This window comes from Microvirga sp. jy35, assembly GCF_056148915.1.
Window position 1 is genome coordinate 111,716 of record NZ_JBWBEW010000009.1, and the last position, 19,277, is coordinate 130,992.

The following is a 19,277-nucleotide window of genomic DNA, read 5'->3' on the forward strand; positions in this document are numbered from 1 at the left end:
CGCAAACAAAAAGGGCGGCCCGAAGGCCGCCCTTGGATGACTCACTGAATGAAGAGCTCAGAGCCCTTCGAAGAGCGCGCTCGAGATGTAGCGCTCAGCGAATGAGCACGCGACCGTGACGATGCGCTTGCCCTTGAACTCGGGACGCGAGGCCACCTCGAGGGCCGCCGCCACATTGGCACCCGTCGAAATGCCGCCAGGAATGCCTTCGAGCTTGGCGAGCTTGCGCGCCATGTCGAAGGCGGTCTGGTTGCCCACCGTCACCACCTCGTCGATCACGGAGCGGTCGAGCACGTCCGGCACGAAGCCCGCGCCGATGCCCTGGATCTTGTGCGGACCCGGCTGGCCGCCGGACAGCACCGGCGAGTCCTCGGGCTCCACGGCGATCACCCTCAGGCCCGGCAGGCGCGGCTTGATCACCTGGCCGACGCCGGTGATCGTGCCGCCGGTGCCCACCGCCGCCACGAAGGCATCGAGCTGGCCGTTGGTGTCGTTCCAGATCTCCTCGGCCGTCGTCTTGCGGTGGATCTCCGGATTGGCCGGGTTCTTGAACTGCTGCGGGATGACCGAACCCGGAATCTCGCGCAGCAGTTCCTCCGCACGGGCGATGGCGCCCTTCATGCCCTGAGGACCGGGGGTGAGTTCGAGCTCCGCTCCGAGGAACGCCAGCATCTTGCGGCGCTCGAGCGACATGGTTTCGGGCATCACCAGGATCAGGCGGTAGCCGCGGGCTGCTGCCACAAAGGCGAGCGCAATGCCGGTATTGCCGGAGGTCGGTTCGATCAGGGTCGCACCGGGCCTGATGTGACCGGCAGCCTCCATGGACTCGATCATGTTGACGCCGATGCGGTCCTTCACGCTCGAAATCGGATTGAAGAACTCGAGTTTGAGGAGAATTTCGGCATCGACTCCGTGCTCCTGCGGCAGCCGGTTCAGGCGCACGAGCGGAGTGTTGCCGATGGTTTCCGTGATGGAGCCGTAGATGCGGCCGCGTCCGGGCTTGGTCTCGGCGCCCGAGGTGTTGAGAGTGTCAGCCATGAAATCCTCCTTCAGGTCGGAGGAACCTTAACCTTTTCCGCAGCAGGTGTCGATATTTGGTATAATCCACATACTATATCGTGAAATCAACCGCCGAAACCGGTTCGACAGCCGATTCCGCCTGCGCCTTCTGGCACAGGTCCTCGATGGTAACCTTGTCGAGCTCGCTCAGGAATGCCTCCGTGCCGCGCTGGACCAGGGGGCTGACCACAGCCTCGGCCAGACGGGATTCAGGGATCGGCGACGCGCCATCCTCCTCCAGGGCCGCCATGGCAATGCGCACGATGTCGCCGGCCGTGATCCGCCGCCGTTCGCGGGCGAGTTCATACCCGCCCCGCGGCCCGCGCACGCCCTTGAGGATTCCCTGGCGCACGAGAGCCTGCAGCACCGGCTCCAGATAGCGCGGCGGCAGGTTGTGCCGGGCCGCCAGCGCCTTGGCCGAAACCGGCATGGGCCGGGCATGGAGAGCGATGTCCGTGACGGCGGCGATGGCGAGAAGCGAGCGGCGCGAGAGAAAGTTCATGGCGGATGCTCCCCTAGTCCAATCCCGTGGAGCCGAAGCCGCCGGCGGCGCGAGGCGTCTCGTCGACCTGCTCCACTTCCCAAGGCTCCACCTGGATGACGGGCGCGACGATGACTTGAGCAATCCGCATGCCGCGTGTGACGGTGAAGGGCTCCGCACCCAGATTGACAATCAGCACCTGCACCTCGCCGCGGTAATCCGCATCCACGGTGCCTGGCGCATTGAGTACCGTGACGCCGTGCTTGAAGGCCAGCCCCGAACGCGGGCGCACCTGGGCTTCGAAACCGGGTTCCAGCTGGAACACAAGGCCCGTGGGAACGAGAACGCGTTGCATCGGCTGCAGGACGATCGGCGTGTCGGACGGGTTGGCGGCGACGAGATCCATGCCCGCTGCACCGGCGGTCTCATAACGGGGGAGCGGCAGATCGGCGGCATGGGCGAGACGCTGGATGCGCAGGCGATGGCTCATGGCTTGCCGCCTCCGACCATTACGCCCAACCGCTCGACGAGCCTCTTCGCGACATCCGCTTTCGACAGGGTCGGCCAGGTCTCCACGTCCGATGCCGTCACGAGATGCACGGTGTTGCTGTCGCCGCCCATCACGCCCGTCTCCGACGAGACATCGTTGGCGACGATGAGGTCGCAGCCCTTTCTGGCGAGCTTCTGCTTGGCGTGCTCGATCACGTTTTCGGTTTCGGCCGCAAAGCCCACCATGAGCGGCGGTCGGCTGTCGGTGCGGCGCGCAATGGTGGCGAGAATGTCCGGGTTCTCGGTGAGCGACAGGTTCGGCAGGGCGCCGTCCTTCTTCTTGATCTTCTGCTCGCCCGCATTGGCCACGCGCCAGTCGGCCACGGCGGCGGCGAAGACGCCGATATCGGCCGGCAGCGCCTGCTCCACGGCCTGCAACATCGCGCGGGCGCTCTCGACATGAATGGTGGTCACGCCGGCGGGATCGGTCAGGGTCACGGGGCCGGAGATCAGGGTGACGCGCGCGCCAGCTTCCGCTGCGGCCTTCGCGATGGCGTGGCCCTGCTTGCCGGAGGAGCGGTTGGCGATGTAGCGCACCGGATCGATAGGCTCGTGGGTGGGGCCGGACGTCACGATCACATGCTTGCCGGTGAGCGAGCCTAAGGGCGCCAGCAGCCGCTCGACGGCCGCGGCGATCTCGAGAGGCTCGGCCATCCGGCCGGGGCCGAACTCGGCCTCCGCCATGGCGCCGTCGTTGGGGCCCACAACATGGATGCCATCCGCATGCAGGGTTTCAAGATTGCGTTGGGTGGCCGGGTGCAGCCACATGCGCACGTTCATGGCCGGTGCAACGAGGATCGGCAAGGTGGTGGCGAGCAGCACCGTCGAGGCGAGATCGTCCGCATGCCCTCCTGCCATCTTCGCCATGAGGTTGGCGGTGGCGGGGGCCACGACGATAACATCCGCATCGCGGGCGAGCTTGATATGGCCGATATCGGCCTCGTCCTCCCGGTCGAAGAGATCCGTGTGCGAGCGCTGGCCCGTGAGCGCCGAGGCGGCAAGCGGCGTGATGAAGGCTTGCGCTCCATTCGTCAGAATGCAGCGCACGGAGGCGCCCCGTTCCCTCAGGCGGCGGATGAGGTCGAGGGACTTGTAGGCCGCGATGCCGCCGCCGATGACCAGGAGGATGCGTTTGCCTTTAAGCGCCGTCATGCGAAGCCTCTGAAGAGCATGATCATCAGCGAGGCCGCGATAATCCACAAGGCCGCCACGCCCCAGCGGTTGCCGCGGGCCTCCGCGCGGCCGATGGCCGCCACGCTGTCCTGGTTGAGGGACACGCCCCGTGCCGTCACATCCTCGAGCTGGTTGAGCACCCGTTCGGCGCGCAGCGCCAGCTCCGGCAGGTCGCCGATGACGCCGGCCAGCGTCCACAGGCCACGGCCTGCCTGCTCGGCGCGGCCGAGGGGGCCTAAGTTTCGCTCGATCCAGTCGCGCACCACCGGCTCCGAGGTGGTCCACATGTCGAGCTTCGGATCGAGATTGCGGGCCACGCCCTCCACCACTACCATGGTCTTCTGCAGCATGACGAGTTCGATGCGGGTCGCCATGTCGAAGAGCGCCGTGATCTCGAAGAGAAGCGTCAGCAGCTTCGCCATGGAGATCTCGTCGGCGCGCCGGTCGTGGATCGGCTCGCCGATGGCCCGAATGGCCTGGGCGAAATCCTCCACCGAATGGTGCGGCGGCACGTAGCCGGCCTCGAAATGCACCTGCGCCACACGCAGGTAGTCGCGGCGGATGAAGCCCAAGAGGATCTCGGCCAGGAAGCGGCGCTCCTTCATGCCGAGCCGGCCCATGATGCCGAAATCGACGGCCACGAGGCGCCCTTCCGCATCGATGAACAGATTGCCGGGATGCATGTCGGCGTGGAAGTAGCCGTCGCGGATGGCATGGCGCAGGAAGGACTGGATCACCGTGCGCCCGAGCGCCACCCGGTCGAAGCCCGCCGCCTCGATGGCTGCGAGATCGTTGAGGCGGATGCCCTCGATCCAGGTGGTGGTGAGCACGTCCCGGGCGGTGAGATCCCATTCCGGCTTCGGCACCCGAAAATCGGGATCGTCCTTCGTGTTCTCCGCAAGCTCCGAGACGGCGGCGGCTTCCAGGCGCAGATCCATCTCGACGGAGACGGACCGGGCCAGCGCCTCCACGATCTCCAGCGGCTTGAGGCGCTTGGCATCGGGCACCATGCGCTCGAACAGGCGGGCGGCGGCGCGCATGGCCTGCAGGTCGCGGGCGAAGCCCTCGCGTACTCCCGGCCTCACAACCTTCACGGCCACCGTTTCCTCGCCCTCAGCGGTACGAAGACGGGCCTTGTGAACCTGCGCGATGGAAGCTGCCGCGATCGGCTCGCTGAACTCCAGGAAAAGCACGTCGATCGGACGCCCGAGGGCGATCTCGACCATACGCACGGCCTCCGCCCGCGGGAAGGGCGGCATGCGATCCTGCAGGCGCTCCAGGTCGCGGGCCGCCGCCACGCCGACGATGTCGGGGCGGGTCGCCAGGAACTGGCCGAATTTCACGTAAGAAGGCCCGAGCCGCGTCAATGCCTTCGAGAGCCGGGTAGCGCCATCCCCTGCTTGCGGGCGCTCGACAAGCCGCGCCATCTTCAGCCCGAAGCGGGCAGCGGGCGGCAAGGCGCTCGGATCGACGAGCGCCAATGCGCCTTCGCGCGCCAGGACAAAGCCGGCGCGCAGGTTACGGGCGAGGTGGAAGAGGCTGCCGATCACGCGCTTAGATCTTCCAGCCCGAGTGAATGGCCACGACACCCGCCGTCAGCGTGCGGTGGGTGACGCGCTTGAAGCCGGCCTCCTCGATCATTCGCGCGAACGCGGCCGGCGGCGGGAAGCGGCGGATCGACTCGACGAGGTACTGGTAGGATTCCGCGTCCCCCGTCACCATCTGCCCGAGCCTCGGGATCACGTTGAAGGAATAGGCGTCGTAGATCCTGTCCAGCACCGGCACGTCGACCTTGGAGAATTCCAGGCACAGGAAGCGTCCGCCGGGCTTGAGAACCCGGTGCGCCTCGCGCAAGGCCGCATCGATGCGCGGCACGTTCCGGATGCCGAACGCGATGGTGTAGGCATCGTAGGTCTTGGGCTCGAGGGGCAGCTCTTCCGCATTGGCCTCGACGAAATCGATGCGGCCCTCATACCGGTGCCCGGCCCGCTCGGCGCCCACTTTCAGCATCTCGCCGTTGATGTCGAGGACGGTCACGCGGGTCTGCGGCCCACTCTGATCGAGAATGCGGAAGGCGACGTCCCCGGTGCCGCCGGCCACGTCGAGATGGCGGAAGGGCCGGTCGCGGGGCGGACGCAGGGTGGAGATGAGGGCGTCCTTCCAGAGGCGGTGGAGGCCTGCGGACATGAGGTCGTTCATCAGGTCGTAGCGGCCTGCCACCGAGCGGAAGACCTCGTTGACCTTGCCCTGCTTCTCACCCAGGGGCACGGACTGGAACCCGAAATGGGTGTTCTCGTCGGTCATGATGTCTGAGCCTCTTGTCACCTGGTGCATCGGACCCAAAAGTGGATTTGCACTTTTGGGATCCATCCGATGCTCCACCCTTTGAAATGCGCATCGTTGGGCGCGGAAAACCGGAGTCCACTTTTCCGCACGATACGCCAGTGTCGCGATCCATAGCGGAAGCGGGGCCCAAAGGCTATGTAAGAGCCCTCAAGAAGCCGAGAGATGGTTGATGCCTGAACTGCCCGAAGTCGAAACCGTGCGCCGCGGCCTGGAGCCCGCCATGGTGGGAGCCCGCCTCACCAAGGTGATCCAGCGCCGGCCCGACCTGCGCTTCCCCTTCCCCGAGCGGTTTTCCGAGCGCCTGGAGGGGCAGGAGGTCACGGCGCTCGGCCGCCGGGCCAAGTATCTCCTGGCCGATCTCTCCTCCGGCGAGGTGCTGGTCATGCACCTGGGCATGTCCGGCCGCTTCCTCGTGTCGAAGGACGGCGCCACCGGGATGCCGGGAGAGTTCCATCACGAGCACGGATCCTTAAGCGCCCACGACCATGTGGTCTTCCAGCTCTCCAACGGGGCGACCGTCACCTATAATGACGCCCGCCGCTTCGGCTTCATGGATCTGGTGCCCCGCTCCGGGATCGAGACATCGAAGCATTTTGTCGGCATGGGGATCGAGCCCCTCGGCAACGAACTCTCGGGCGAGACCATCGCCAGGTTGTTCATGGCTAAGCGCACGCCCCTGAAGGCGGCCCTCCTCGACCAGCGCCTGATCGCGGGCCTCGGCAACATCTATGTGTGCGAGGCCCTGTTCCGCACCGGCCTCCACCCGGAGGCTCCGGCAGGCTCGCTCGTGACCAAGAAGGGCGAGCCGACGGAGAAGGCGCGCCAGCTCGCCGACGTCATCCGGGACGTTCTCTCCGAGGCCGTGGAGGCCGGAGGCTCGACCTTACGCGACCATGCGCAGGTGGATGGGTCCCTGGGCTACTTCCAGCATTCCTTCCGGGTCTACGACCGGGAGAACGAGCCCTGCGTCACGCCCGACTGCACCGGCACGGTTACCCGGCTCGTGCAGTCCGGCCGCTCCACCTTCTACTGCCCGGAATGCCAGAAGCGCTCCTCGCCTTGAGGCAAAGGCAGGGCATCCGATTTTCACTTGCCGGGTGTTCCGCCCTCGCCTACCGGTGTCTCATCATCGAGCAGGAGATGTCACATGGCTTTTGAGACGATTCTCACCGAGACGCGCGACAAGGTGGGGCTGATCACCCTCAACCGGCCGCAGGCCCTGAACGCCCTCAACTCCACGCTCTTAGGGGAAGTGAACCAGGCGCTCGACGCCTTCGAGGCGGATCCGAATATCGGCTGCATCGTCATCACCGGCTCGGAGAAGGCTTTTGCCGCCGGCGCCGACATCAAGGAGATGGCGGAACTCGCCTATCCGCACACCTACATGGCCGACTTCTTCTCCGGCTGGGAGAAGGTGTCGGGACGGCGCAAGCCGATGATCGCTGCAGTCGCGGGCTTTGCCCTCGGCGGCGGCTGCGAGTTCGCCATGATGTGCGACTTCATCATCGCGGCGGACAACGCCAGGTTCGGCCAGCCGGAGATCAAGCTCGGGGTGATGCCCGGCATGGGCGGCACCCAGCGCCTGACCCGGCTCATCGGCCGGGCCAAGGCCATGGAGATGTGCCTGACGGGCCGCATGATGGGCGCGGAGGAAGCCGAGCGCTCCGGGCTCGTCGCCCGCGTGGTGCCGGCGGCCGATCTTCTCAACGAAGCGATGAAGACGGCCGAGACCATCGCGTCCATGTCCCTGCCCATCGCCATGATGACGAAGGAGACCATCAACCGCGCCGACGAGGTGTCGCTCTCCGAGGGCATCCGCTTCGAGCGGCGCCTGTTCCACGCCATGTTCGCCACCGCCGACCAGAAGGAGGGCATGGCGGCCTTTGTGGGCAAGCGCGCTCCCGAGTTCAAGAACGGCTGATCGTGTTCGACCTCGGCTTCGACATGATCGCGGCGAGCGCCGCGATCTCTTTTCTGGCGGGCTTTGTGGACTCCATCGCCGGAGGCGGCGGGCTTCTCACCGTGCCGGCCCTTCTGCTGGCCGGCCTCGATCCGGCGCAGGCCATCGCCACCAACAAGGTGCAGGGTTCGGTCGCTGCGGCCTCCGCCACCTATACCTTCGGCCGCAAGGGGCTGATCGAGTGGCAGAAGGCCTGGGGCTTTACCCTGGTGGCTTTCCTGAGCAGCGTGGCCGGGGCATTGTGCGTGCAGTTCCTGCCACACGCCGTGCTCGAGGTGCTGATCCCGGTCATGCTGATTGCGATGGCTGTCTACTTCGCCCTCTCGCGCAAGATGAAGGACGAGGATGCGCATGCCCGGATGACGGCGCTCGCCTTCGGCCTCACCGCGCCCGTCGCCATCGGGTTTTATGACGGCATCTTCGGCCCGGGCGCCGGCTCCTTCTATATGCTCGCCTTCGTGACGCTGCTGGGCTACGGGGTGGTCAAGGCGACGGCCCATACGAAGCTCGTCAATTTCGCGAGCAATTTCGGCAGCCTCCTTCTTTACGCGGCGACGGGAGCGGTGGTGTGGCCTCTGGGTCTGGTCATGGCAGGAGCTTCGCTGCTCGGGGCTCAGGTCGGATCGCGGCTCGCCATGCGGCTGGGCTCCAGGCTCATCCGTCCGCTCCTCGTTCTGGTGTCGAGCCTGATGGCCCTGAGGCTCCTGCTCGATCCCACCAATCCCTGGCGCCGGGCCCTTTGGGCGCTTTTTTGACGCGCAAAGGCCCATGGACGTTGACGTTCGCGGGCTTCGCGTCTATAAGCCGCCTCACATGAGCCCGCGCGTCCCGCGGGCTCTTCGGTTTCCATGCAATCAACCGATCGCTGCCGGAGCTCTCCCACGGGCTTGAGCTTGGCCATCGGGATTTTAAAAGAACGAGGATGGGCCATGGCCAACACCGTGTCCGCCAAGAAGATGACCCGCAAGATCGCGAAGCGCACCGCGATCAACAAGTCGCGTCGCAGCCGCATGCGGACCTACGTCCGCAAGGTTGAAGAGGCCATCGCTTCCGGCAACCAGACCGAAGCCGCGGCCGCTCTGCGCGCTGCCGAGCCGGAGATGATGCGCGCGGCCCAGAAGGGCATCGTGCACAAGAACACCGCATCGCGGAAGGTCTCGCGTCTTGCGTCCCGCATCAAGACGCTGAGCGCCTAAAAAGCCAGCCTCCAAAGCTGTCTTTTCACCACGGATCAGACCCGGCCGAGAGGCCGGGTTTTTTCATGTCCGGAGCCGGAATCTACGCCTAAATTTTATCCACACGGGAGCTTGACTTTATCCCCGCATGACAGGGTGAAAGCTCCACAGCCCAGATTCAAACCGCACATAAAAGAACGAGCGGCTTCAACATCTTAGCAGGCAAAGCATCGCAAAGCATCAGAATCACCTCCTGAGTCGAGGCGAATCGGTTCTGAATCAAGGTTGCGTAAAAACTCTTTTTTCGGGTTGCGCACCGGCTGTGATGACACAGTGAATCAGTTGAAGAGTCAGCGCTTTACAGCCCAGATTCAAAACCTGTGGACGGGGCTGTGAACTCAACCGGACGCTTTCAGGCGCTTGCGACTCGCTTCCACCATATTGCACGTCCTGCCGCACCCTGTGTAAGGTCAACTTGCTTCAACGGCTCGCCGTTAAGTCAATCACTCAAAGATCGCATTAAAGCTACCATGTGCGGGGATCAGTCTTTGTTTCAATCTCTCCAGAAGCAAGTGAAGGCTCATCCTTTCCCAAGGAGTGGACTTGATAGACCTTGAGTGAAGACAAAGGAGACGGCAGCTGACGACCATCTCCACTTAAACATAAACAGTTAATCTTAGTACAATTGGGGGCGCCACGTCTTGAATAACCTGTGAGGCATCTGTGCCTTGGTGTTCAGGATGGGTCATGCGTGGGGGTTTCCGACCTTGAACAGGGAGGGACCTCGTGGAGGAACATTGATGTATCGCAGCGAAGATCACCGTACCTTTGCCGCTCCCAGCGAGAACGGCATGGAGATTCCGGGCGAACAATCGGCGTCTGAAGTTTGGGCGCGGGTCAAGCGTCGCCTCCGGGCGGAACTGGGCGAGGATATCTTCGCCAGCTGGTTCGGGCGCCTGGAGCTGGATTCGGTGGTGGAGGGCTGCGCCTATCTGACCGTCCCCACCCGCTTCCTGAAGAGCTGGATCGAGTCCCACTACGCCGATCGGGTGCTGGCGGTCTATCGCTCCGAAGCCGGTGACGTGGAGCGCGTTTCGATCGGCGTGCGCAACACCCTCGGGCGCGATCCCGCCGCCCAGCGCCGGGCGAGCGAAGCGCCGCGTCCCGCTCCAGCGCCCTCCATGGCGATGCCGAGCATGGCCGGCGAGATCAAGGCTTCCTCTGCAGCGGCTCCCCAGGATGAGCGCGGCGAGGCCAGCGATCTCGGCGGCGCACCGCTCGATCCGCGCCTGACCTTCGAGAGCTTCATCGTCGGCCGCTCCAACGCCCTCGCCCATGCGGCCGCCGACCGTGTCGCCCATGCGCAGAACGGGCAGGCCATCTACAACCCGCTCTACTTCCATGCGGGCGTGGGCTTGGGCAAGACGCATCTTCTCCATGCCGTCGGCCATGCGGTGCGCTCACAGGGCCGCCGCGTGATTTATCTGACCGCCGACCGCTTCATGTATGGCTTCGTCGCGTCCCTGAAGGCGCAGACGTCGCTGGCCTTCAAGGAGCGTCTGCGCGGCATCGACCTGCTCATCATCGACGACGTGCAGTTCATCCAGGGCAAGCAGATCCAGCAGGAATTCGGCCACACCCTGAACGCTCTCATCGATGCGGGCCGCCAGATCGTGATTGCCGCCGACCGTCCGCCGGCGGATCTGGAGAACCTCGACGAGCGGGTGCGCTCGCGCCTTGCGGGCGGCCTCGTGGTCGAGGTCAGCGCCCTCGACGAGGCCCTGCGCACCTCGATCCTCACCACCCGCATTGACGCCCTGAAGACGATCCACCCGTCCTTCGAGGTGGGTCCGAGCGTTATCGCTTACGTGGCCCGCGCCATCACGGCCAATGGACGCGATCTCGAAGGCGCCGTGAACCGCCTGCTCGCCCATGCGACGCTCACGAACTCCGCCATTACTCTGGACACGGCCGAGACCGCGATCCGCGATCTTGTGCGCAACCGGGAGCCCAAGCGGGTCAAGATCGAGGACATTCAGAAGCTGGTGGCCTCGCGCTACAACGTCTCCCGCTCCGACATCCTCTCGGAGCGCCGCACCGCCGCCGTGGTGAAGCCGCGCCAGATCGCCATGTACCTGTCCAAGGTGCTGACGCTGCGCTCCCTGCCCGAGATCGGCCGCCGCTTCGGCGGGCGCGACCACACCACGGTACTCCACGCCGTGCGCAAGATCGAGAAGGCTCTGGGCGAGGACCACGCGCTCTCCGACGAGGTGGAACTCCTCAAGCGAATGCTGCAGGAATAGGACGGTCGAGGCCGGAAAAGCCTTGGCCTCGGGGCCAAAAAGGCCCCGGCCTTGCTTTCTCCGCCGACAAAAGCCAATCTTGCCGCCCTGCTTGTCCCGCTCCAGGGCAACCCTGCCGCGGGCATGAGCCAAGAATTTCACCGAAACCGGGTGTCGAAGGTTATGAGAGTTACCGTTGAGCGCGCCGCTCTGCTGAAGGCGCTGGGGCATGTGCACCGCGTCGTCGAGCGCCGCAACACCATTCCGATCCTCTCCAACGTCCTGCTGCGGGCCGGAGAGGGCTCCTTGCGCCTGAAGGCCACGGACCTCGACATCGAGGTGACCGAGACGATTCCGGCCGACATCACGGAGGCCGGCTCCACAACCGTCCCGGCCTACATGATCTACGACATCGTGCGCAAACTGCCGGATGGCGCGCAGGTCTCCCTCGAGATGACCCCCGACATGGGCCAGATGCAGATCCGCTCCGGCCGCTCGCGCTTCATGCTGCAGGCTCTGCCCGAGAGCGACTTCCCGGATCTCGCCGCCGGCGACCTGCCGCACCGCTTCACCCTGCCGGCCTCCGACCTCAAGCGCCTGATCGAGAAGACGCAGTTCGCGATCTCGACGGAGGAGACGCGCTACTACCTCAACGGCATCTATCTCCACACGATCGATGCGGGCGGCGCCATTGTCATGCGTGCGGTCGCCACCGACGGCCACCGTCTCGCCCGCGTCGAGATCCCGGCTCCCGCCGGCTCGGAGGGCATGCCGGGCATCATCATCCCGCGCAAGGCCGTGGCCGAGATCGTCAAGCTCGTGGAGGACGGCTCGGAAAACATCACCGTCGAACTGTCCTCCGCCAAGGTGCGGCTGACCTTCGACGGCGTGGTGCTGACCTCCAAGCTCATCGACGGCACCTTCCCGGATTATCAGCGGGTCATCCCGGCCGGGAACGACAAGGTTCTCGTGGTCGAGCGCGGCGATTTCTCGAAGGCCGTGGACCGCGTCTCGACGATCTCGTCGGAGCGGGGACGCGCGGTGAAGCTGGCGCTCGGCGACGGACGCCTGACGCTCACCGTCAACAACCCGGATTCCGGCAGCGCAACGGAAGAGCTCGAGGTCGATTACGACGCGGCGCCGATCGATATCGGCTTCAACGCCCGCTATCTCCTCGACATCGCAAGCCAGCTCGACGGCGACACCGCCCTGTTCAGGCTCGCCGATCCCGGCTCCCCCACGATCATCCAGGACCGCGAAGGCGCCGCCGCCCTCTACGTCCTGATGCCGATGCGGGTGTAAGCCGCGCCTTCGGAGTCAGCTTCAGAATCGAACTCCACGTCATCACCGGCCTCGTGCCGGTGATCTCGTTTCAAGAAGACGCAGCACTCTCCTCATCGGGATGCCCGGGACAAGCCCGGCCATGCCGCGAAAGATTTTGGCGATGAGACAGGCCGCGACGATCCAGGTGACGGTTCGGCCATGCCGACGCTTGATCTTTCGCGCCCGCTCCTGAATGAAGGGGGCGCATGTCCTCCGCGCCCGTCGCCGCTTCCCGAATCGCCCGTCTGATCCTCCAGGATTTCCGCACCTATGCGAGCCTGGATCTTTCCGTCTCGCGCCCACTGGTCGCGCTGGTGGGCGAGAACGGCGCGGGCAAGACCAACGTGCTGGAGGCGATCTCGCTGTTCATGCCGGGTCGGGGCCTCAGACGCGCGGAGCTCGCCGAGATGGCGCGCAACGAAGGGCCGGGCTCCTTCGCCGTGTCCGTCACCCTCGATGCGCCTTATGGCGAGCACCGGCTTGGCACCGGCATCGAGCACCAGAATGAAGGCTCCCGCGCCTTGCGGGAAGGGTCCCGTGCCTCACGGGTCTGCCGCATCGACGGGATGCCGGCCTCCTCGCCCACCGCCTTTGCCGAGTACCTGCGCATCGTCTGGCTGACCCCCGATCTGGATGCCCTGTTCCGCGGCCCTGCCGGCGACCGCCGCCGCTTTCTCGACCGGCTCGTGCTGGCCGTCGATGCGGAGCATGGCACGCGGGTGAATGCGCTCGAACGGGCGCTGCGCTCGCGCAACCGCGTGCTGGAGGAAAACCCCGACGACCGTCTCTGGCTCGATGCGCTGGAGCGCGAGGTGGCGGAACTCGCCATTGCGGTGGCGGCCGCCCGGCGCGAAACGGTCGAGCGCCTCGCGGCTCTGATCCTGGAAACCCGGCAGGAGGATTCCCCCTTCCCCTTCGCCACGATGGGCCTGGAGGGCGATCTCGACACCCTGGTGGCCACCCTGCCGGCGGTCGACGCCGAGGACCGCTACCGGGCGATCCTGCGCGAGTCCCGGCCCCGCGACCGGGCCGCCGGACGCACCCTCGTCGGGCCTCAGGCCTCGGACCTGCTCGTGCGGCATGGGCCGAAGGACATTCCGGCCAACACGGCCTCCACCGGCGAGCAGAAGGCGCTGCTCATCGGTCTCGTGCTCGCCCATGCGCAGCTCGTGGCCAGCATGAGCGGCATCGCGCCCTTCGTGCTGCTGGACGAGGTCGCGGCCCATCTCGACCCGCGTCGCCGGGCCGGCCTCTTCGCGGCGCTGGAATCCCTTGGCGGACAGGTCTGGATGACCGGTGCCGACCCGAGCCTGTTCGCCGAACTCGAGGGGCGGGCCGATGTGCTGCAGGTCCTGCCCGGCGTGATCGAACCCATCACAAGAGCTTAGTAGTACCGCAGGCCCGATCGTTCTATGCTGAGCGGCAACGCCGCTCCTGTCTTCGGGTGAAACCCATGGATCTCGCAGGCCTTCTGCTCTTCTCCTCCGCCCTCTTCATCGCCGCGGCCTCACCGGGGCCGGGCATCGCCGCCATCGTGGCGCGGGTGCTGGGCCGCGGGCCGAAGGAGGCGGTGGCGTTCAGCGTCGGCGTGGCGTTGGGCGACGTGGTCTGGCTCAGCTTTGCGATCCTGGGCCTTGCCGCCCTGGCCCAGGCCTTCCACGGGGTGTTCCTGGTCGTGAAATACCTGGGCGCGGCCTATCTCCTCTACATCGCCTACAAGATCTGGACCGCTCCTGCCGTACCTCAGGACATCAAGGCCGAGGGCAGTGTGGAGCATCCGGCCAAGCTTCTTCTCGGCGGGATTGCCCTCACCCTGGGCAACCCGAAGGTCATGGTGTTCTACCTGGCCCTCCTGCCCACCTTCCTGGACCTCACCCGGATCACGCTGCTGGGCTTTGCCGAACTCGCGGTCGCGACCCTGACGGTGCTCGGCGTTGTCTTTGCGGGCTACATCGCCCTTGCGGCCCGCGCCCGCCGGCTCTTCACCAGCCCCAGGGCCATCCGCATCCTGAACCGGACCACCGGCACGGTCATGGCAGGGGCCGCGGCTGCCGTTGCGGCGCGTTGAGGGGTTCCTGAGGGCTGAGGCAAGGAACCACCCTGATTTGGCAGTTTTTGGTGGATTTTCCGCCCCTTTTCACGCGCGCGTATGCGCGTGGGGGTGAAATTTCAACCATTCATCCCTAAATAACTGATCTGACGAATCAAAACTCGAGCGTACGCCTCACACCCTTTGCTGCGCTCCGAAGGATCCCAAATGGCCGAACCTGCTATCAACGTGAATGCCGATGCCTATGGCGCGGAGTCGATCAAGGTGCTCAAGGGCCTTGATGCGGTGCGCAAGCGGCCCGGCATGTATATCGGCGATACCGATGACGGCTCGGGCCTGCACCACATGGTCTACGAGGTGGTGGACAACGCCATCGACGAGGCTCTGGCCGGACATGCCACGGAAGTCACGGTCACGCTCAATGCCGACGGCTCGGTGACCGTCACCGACAACGGCCGCGGCATCCCCACCGACATCCACAAGGGCGAAGGCATCTCGGCGGCCGAGGTCATCATGACCCAGCTGCACGCGGGCGGTAAGTTCGACCAGAACTCCTACAAGGTTTCCGGCGGTCTGCACGGCGTGGGCGTCTCGGTGGTGAACGCGCTCTCGAGCTGGCTCAAGCTGCGCATCTACCGCAACGGCAAGGCTCACGAGATCGAGTTCAAGCACGGCAATGCGGTAGCGCCTCTCGCGGTCGTCGGCGATGCCGAGGGCAAGCGCGGCACGGAAGTCACCTTCCTGGCTTCCACGGAAACCTTCACCATGGTGGAGTACGATTACGACACCCTGGAGCACCGCCTGCGCGAACTCGCCTTCCTGAACTCCGGCGTGCGCATCATCCTCACCGACAAGCGCCATGCGGAGCACAAGCGCGAAGAGCTCATGTACGAGGGCGGCGTCGAGGCCTTCGTGCGCTATCTCGACCGCGCCAAGACCCCGCTGATCCAGCAGCCGGTGATGATCCGCGCCGAGAAGGACAACATCGGCGTGGAAGTGGCCCTGTGGTGGAACGACTCGTACCACGAGAACGTGCTCTGCTTCACCAACAACATCCCGCAGCGGGACGGCGGCACCCATCTCGCGGGCTTCCGCGCAGCGTTGACCCGCCAGGTGAACGGCTATGCGGAATCCTCAGGGCTGGCGAAGAAGGAAAAGGTTTCGCTCACCGGCGACGATTGCCGCGAGGGCCTGACCGCCGTGGTGTCCGTGAAGGTGCCCGATCCGAAGTTCTCGTCGCAGACGAAGGACAAGCTCGTCTCGTCCGAGGTTCGCCCGGCCGTCGAGAACGTGGTCAACGAGGCCCTCAACAACTGGCTCGAAGAGCATCCGCAGGAGGCCCGCACCCTCGTCGGCAAGGTGGTGGAAGCCGCCGCCGCCCGCGAGGCCGCCCGCAAGGCGCGCGAGCTGACCCGGCGCAAGGGAGCCCTCGACATCGCCTCGCTGCCCGGCAAGCTCGCCGACTGCCAGGAGCGTGACCCGTCGAAGTGCGAGTTGCTGCTCGTCGAGGGCGACTCGGCCGGCGGCTCCGCCAAGCAGGGCCGCAACCGCGCCTTCCAGGCCGTGCTGCCGCTGCGCGGCAAGATTCTGAACGTGGAACGCGCGCGCTTCGACAAGATGCTGGGCAGCCAGGAGATCGGTACTCTGATCACCGCCCTCGGCACCGGCATCGGCCGCGAGGAGTTCAACCTCGACAAGCTGCGCTACCACCGCATCATCATCATGACGGACGCGGACGTGGACGGCTCGCACATCCGCACCCTGCTGCTCACGTTCTTCTTCCGGCAGATGCCGGAGCTGATCGACCGTGGCTATCTCTACATCGCGCAGCCGCCGCTCTATAAGGCGACCCGCGGCAAGTCCTCGATCTATCTCAAGGACGAGCGCGCGCTGGAAGATTACCTCATCGGCGAGGGCATCGAGAATGCCGCGCTGCGTCTTGAAACCGGCGTGGAGTTCCAGGGCGATCAGCTGAAAGGCCTGATCGACGAGGCCCGGCTCGTGCGCCAAGTCCTGAACAGCCTGCATACGCGCTACAATCGCAAGGCGGTGGAGCAGGCGGCAATTGCCGGTGCATTGCGTCCTGACGTGGTCGAAGACCCGGATCGCGGCCCTGCGGCAGCGGCCTATATCGCCCAGCGTCTCGATGCGATCTCGGAAGAACTCGAGCGCGGGTGGACCGGCGAGGTTCGCGATGGCGGCTATATCTTCTCGCGCACCGTACGCGGCGTGACGCAGACCGCCGTTCTCGATCAGGCTCTGATCGCCAGCCAGGAAGCCAAAAAGCTCGACGAGCGCGCCACCTCCCTGCAGGACGTTTATGCCAAGCCGGCAAAGCTGGTGCGCAAGAACGACGAGATGCAGATCGACGGTCCGCTCTCGCTGTTCAATGCCGTGCTGGCCGCCGGGCGCAAGGGACTGCAGCTCCAGCGCTACAAGGGCCTCGGCGAGATGACCGCCCAGCAGCTCTGGGAAACGACTCTCGATGCCGACGTGCGCTCGCTGCTGCAGGTGAAGGTCAAGGACACCACCGACGCCGACGATCTGTTCGTCAAGCTCATGGGCGACGTAGTGGAGCCGCGCCGCGAGTTCATTCAGGAAAACGCGCTCTCGGTGGCGAACCTGGACGTCTGACCCCCACTCTCTGGATAAAAGCGATTATCCGCGGATTAAAAGCGATTAGGCACGTCGCTGAAAGCAGATACTGCGGGAATTGTATATGAACTTAGCTCGCTCCTCTGGAGCGAGGCGGCCATTTTAAGGCCTCGTAGCTGATGCTGCGGCGCCTTTTCCCTTATCGGGACGATCCTTTACGGATCAAGCTCACGGGCGACGTAGTTGGGCCACAGCACGAGTTCATCCCGGCCAACGAACGAGGTTAAGTTTGTTGCAGGGCTGGTGTCCTGTTGTCCTGGACCGTTAAGCAAATACGGCGAAATGAAAACCAAATGGGGCGACGCAGTTAATCAAACTGCGTCCCTTTTTGGAACACAATTCGTATGCCGGTAACCCAGCGGGAGAGAGCGTTGCCCTCCGAAGGCAAATGTCCCTACAAGCATATAGACTGCTTTCAACAGGCAATTAGACTAACTTTTTGCAGTTTCGGCCACACAGCTCACACCTGTGGTGCCTTCTTCAGTTAACAGCTGCGTTCATCAAGAACAGGTGAAATTGGCTACGTGGTTGAGCCAGGTCATGGGTTTATCTGTGCCAGCGGTCTTTCATTCACCTGTGGAGCGTTGATCAAATACGGCGGCTGTCCCGAGAGACGCTGATCAACCTTCGTTGCTTGTCCAGCACTCAATGGCTTCCTTCAGATCGTCAGGTAAATCGATGGGTGCCATCACCTCTGGAGCGGTTATTGAGGGTGCCAGCTCCGAGAGGAGTGTCCGATATCGTTCCAACTTTGGCTCCTGTGCGGAGTCAAAGCCCTCCACTCTCACGTCATCCGGTGAGCCAAAGAACAGACACAGGACTGCGAGGATGGCGTTCATGATCATCTCCTGCTTTGATCGCAGTAGGAAAGCGTACCGTGGCAGTTTTGCGACCCAAGGGGTGTGCGGCAGGGCACATCAAAACGAGGGATGATCCTCAGCCGGAGCTTGCTAGATCAGCATGTGCCCTCCGGCCTGGCCCCACTTGGCCAAGCAGTTCCACTCCACACGTGGCAGCGCGCTTACGCGGTGGGACTATATTGGCAGGATGTTGACACTATAACCTTGAGCCCCCCAAACTGCCCTAATAGGGTTGGGAACGACGATGGCTTTCGAGATAGACTTCTTGCCTGTTGGTAACAGCAACGGGGATGCAATCTGCATTCGCTACGGCAATGATCAGACCGGCTACTACGTGCACGTAGTCGATGGCGGTTTCAGTGATACCGGACAGACCGTAATTGACCACATCGAGCGGTATTATCATGGCCCGCAGACGAAAATCGCCAACATGGTCCTGTCCCATGCAGACAACGACCATGCAACTGGACTGATCGAGGTCCTGAAGTATTTCCACGTGGGCACCATCTGGATGAACCGACCATGGCTCTATGCAGCTGAGGTGCTCGACGACTTCCATGGGAACTACACTCTCAGCGGCCTCATCGCAAAGATGCGGGAAATGCACCCCTATCTCGTAGAAATAGAAGAGATCGCCGCGTCTAGGAACATCCCAATCTTTGAGGTCTTCCAAGGGGCCACGATCGGGCCTTTCACAGTCTTAGCTCCTAGCCGGGCGCGCTATGTCAATCTGATACACGACCTCGACAAAACACCGCCCTCCTATAGGGAAGCGTCTGGCCTTCTTGGATACGTGACTGAGGCAGCCAGGTCCGCAATCGACAAGATAAAAGAATCATGGGGTGTTGAAACCCTTGATGAGAATCCTCCGGCTACATCAGCATCCAACGAAACCAGTGTTGTGCAACTAGGTCATATCGACGGAAGGACCGTCTTGCTGACCGCGGATGTAGGGCCTGCAGGCTTAGAGGAGGCCGCTGCATATGCCCATGCACGAGGTTGGCTGAGCCCTCCCACGTTAGTGCAGATCCCTCATCATGGAAGTCGCCGGAATGTCACGCCGCAAGTTCTGGACTGGTGGCTTGGCAAGCCTGTGGATAGTCAGGAAACCGTACGAGGGTACGCCTATGTATCCGTTGGCAAGGATGCAGACATATATCCTCGGAAGAGGGTCAAGAACGCTTTTATACGTCGTGGCTATCCTGTCCATGCGACTAGAGGAATGACGAAGTACTACCGTCATGAGTTCCTGCTCAGAAGTGGCTGGTCGGCATCGACCCCTGAACCTTTCTCTGAAGATGTTGAAGACTGATGTCACTCCTAAGCCTAATTGACCCATATTCCATCCGCGCTCGGATCTTTCC

Annotated in this window: 17 protein-coding genes; 10 read left to right on the forward strand and 7 right to left on the reverse strand. The window is 64.1% G+C overall.

Annotated features, from left to right (window positions below):
- Positions 1-57: 57 nt before the first annotated feature.
- From cysK to ubiE, 6 genes are all read right to left on the reverse strand, one after another.
- The gene (gene cysK / locus AC0QTX_RS09805) at positions 58-1,038 is read right to left on the reverse strand and encodes a cysteine synthase A (RefSeq protein WP_474603644.1); all 981 of its coding nucleotides are present in this window, start codon (positions 1,036-1,038) and stop codon (positions 58-60) included.
- A gap of 73 nt (positions 1,039-1,111) precedes the next feature.
- Entirely contained in the window at positions 1,112-1,561 is a 450-nt protein-coding gene (locus tag AC0QTX_RS09810; protein ID WP_474603645.1) for an RrF2 family transcriptional regulator, read from the reverse strand.
- 13 nt (positions 1,562-1,574) lie between these two features.
- Positions 1,575-2,030 carry a dUTP diphosphatase gene (gene dut, locus AC0QTX_RS09815; protein ID WP_474603646.1) on the reverse strand — a complete coding sequence of 152 codons (456 nt, stop codon included), beginning with the start codon at positions 2,028-2,030 and terminating at the stop codon, positions 1,575-1,577.
- Positions 2,027-3,241, reverse strand: a complete 1,215-nt coding sequence (gene coaBC, locus AC0QTX_RS09820; protein ID WP_474603647.1) for a bifunctional phosphopantothenoylcysteine decarboxylase/phosphopantothenate--cysteine ligase CoaBC — start codon at positions 3,239-3,241, stop codon at positions 2,027-2,029. Before coaBC ends, dut begins: the two co-directional genes overlap by 4 nt.
- The gene (ubiB, locus tag AC0QTX_RS09825; RefSeq protein ID WP_474603648.1) at positions 3,238-4,812 is read right to left on the reverse strand and encodes a 2-polyprenylphenol 6-hydroxylase; all 1,575 of its coding nucleotides are present in this window, start codon (positions 4,810-4,812) and stop codon (positions 3,238-3,240) included. The genes coaBC and ubiB overlap by 4 nt, the downstream gene beginning before the upstream one ends.
- Positions 4,813-4,816: 4 nt before the next feature.
- Positions 4,817-5,566 (reverse strand): bifunctional demethylmenaquinone methyltransferase/2-methoxy-6-polyprenyl-1,4-benzoquinol methylase UbiE, encoded by a 750-nt coding sequence (gene ubiE / locus AC0QTX_RS09830; RefSeq protein WP_474603649.1) that lies wholly within the window; start codon positions 5,564-5,566, stop codon positions 4,817-4,819.
- Positions 5,567-5,777: 211 nt separating this feature from the next.
- Between ubiE and mutM the strand changes: the two genes are divergently transcribed.
- The 9 genes from mutM (at position 5,778) to gyrB (ending at position 17,032) form a co-directional block, all read left to right on the forward strand.
- Entirely contained in the window at positions 5,778-6,671 is an 894-nt protein-coding gene (mutM, locus tag AC0QTX_RS09835) for a bifunctional DNA-formamidopyrimidine glycosylase/DNA-(apurinic or apyrimidinic site) lyase (protein WP_474603650.1), read from the forward strand.
- Between the two features lie 84 nt (positions 6,672-6,755).
- Entirely contained in the window at positions 6,756-7,529 is a 774-nt protein-coding gene (locus AC0QTX_RS09840) for an enoyl-CoA hydratase (RefSeq protein WP_474603651.1), read from the forward strand.
- Positions 7,530-7,552: 23 nt separating this feature from the next.
- Positions 7,553-8,323, forward strand: a complete 771-nt coding sequence (locus AC0QTX_RS09845) for a TSUP family transporter (protein ID WP_474603702.1) — start codon at positions 7,553-7,555, stop codon at positions 8,321-8,323.
- Between the two features lie 174 nt (positions 8,324-8,497).
- Positions 8,498-8,764 (forward strand): 30S ribosomal protein S20, encoded by a 267-nt coding sequence (gene rpsT / locus AC0QTX_RS09850; protein ID WP_474603652.1) that lies wholly within the window; start codon positions 8,498-8,500, stop codon positions 8,762-8,764.
- 830 nt (positions 8,765-9,594) lie between these two features.
- Positions 9,595-11,046 carry a chromosomal replication initiator protein DnaA gene (gene dnaA / locus AC0QTX_RS09855; protein ID WP_474603703.1) on the forward strand — a complete coding sequence of 484 codons (1,452 nt, stop codon included), beginning with the start codon at positions 9,595-9,597 and terminating at the stop codon, positions 11,044-11,046.
- Between the two features lie 162 nt (positions 11,047-11,208).
- Complete coding sequence (gene dnaN / locus AC0QTX_RS09860) at positions 11,209-12,327, forward strand: DNA polymerase III subunit beta (RefSeq protein WP_474603653.1); 1,119 nt, start codon at positions 11,209-11,211, stop codon at positions 12,325-12,327.
- A gap of 227 nt (positions 12,328-12,554) precedes the next feature.
- Entirely contained in the window at positions 12,555-13,736 is a 1,182-nt protein-coding gene (gene recF / locus AC0QTX_RS09865) for a DNA replication/repair protein RecF (protein ID WP_474603654.1), read from the forward strand.
- Between the two features lie 65 nt (positions 13,737-13,801).
- Positions 13,802-14,416: a LysE family translocator gene (locus AC0QTX_RS09870; RefSeq protein ID WP_474603655.1), complete on the forward strand. Its 615-nt coding sequence runs from the start codon at positions 13,802-13,804 to the stop codon at positions 14,414-14,416.
- 189 nt (positions 14,417-14,605) lie between these two features.
- On the forward strand, positions 14,606-17,032 hold the full coding sequence (gene gyrB / locus AC0QTX_RS09875) for a DNA topoisomerase (ATP-hydrolyzing) subunit B (protein ID WP_474603656.1): 2,427 nt from the start codon (positions 14,606-14,608) through the stop codon (positions 17,030-17,032).
- A 641-nt stretch (positions 17,033-17,673) separates the two neighbouring features.
- On the opposite strand, the gene AC0QTX_RS09880 is transcribed toward gyrB, so the two are convergent.
- Complete coding sequence (locus tag AC0QTX_RS09880) at positions 17,674-17,892, reverse strand: hypothetical protein (RefSeq protein ID WP_474603657.1); 219 nt, start codon at positions 17,890-17,892, stop codon at positions 17,674-17,676.
- A 265-nt stretch (positions 17,893-18,157) separates the two neighbouring features.
- Here AC0QTX_RS09880 and AC0QTX_RS09885 point away from each other — a divergent pair, with 265 nt between their 5' ends.
- Positions 18,158-19,225, forward strand: a complete 1,068-nt coding sequence (locus tag AC0QTX_RS09885) for a ComEC/Rec2 family competence protein (protein WP_474603658.1) — start codon at positions 18,158-18,160, stop codon at positions 19,223-19,225.
- Positions 19,226-19,277 lie beyond the last annotated feature (52 nt).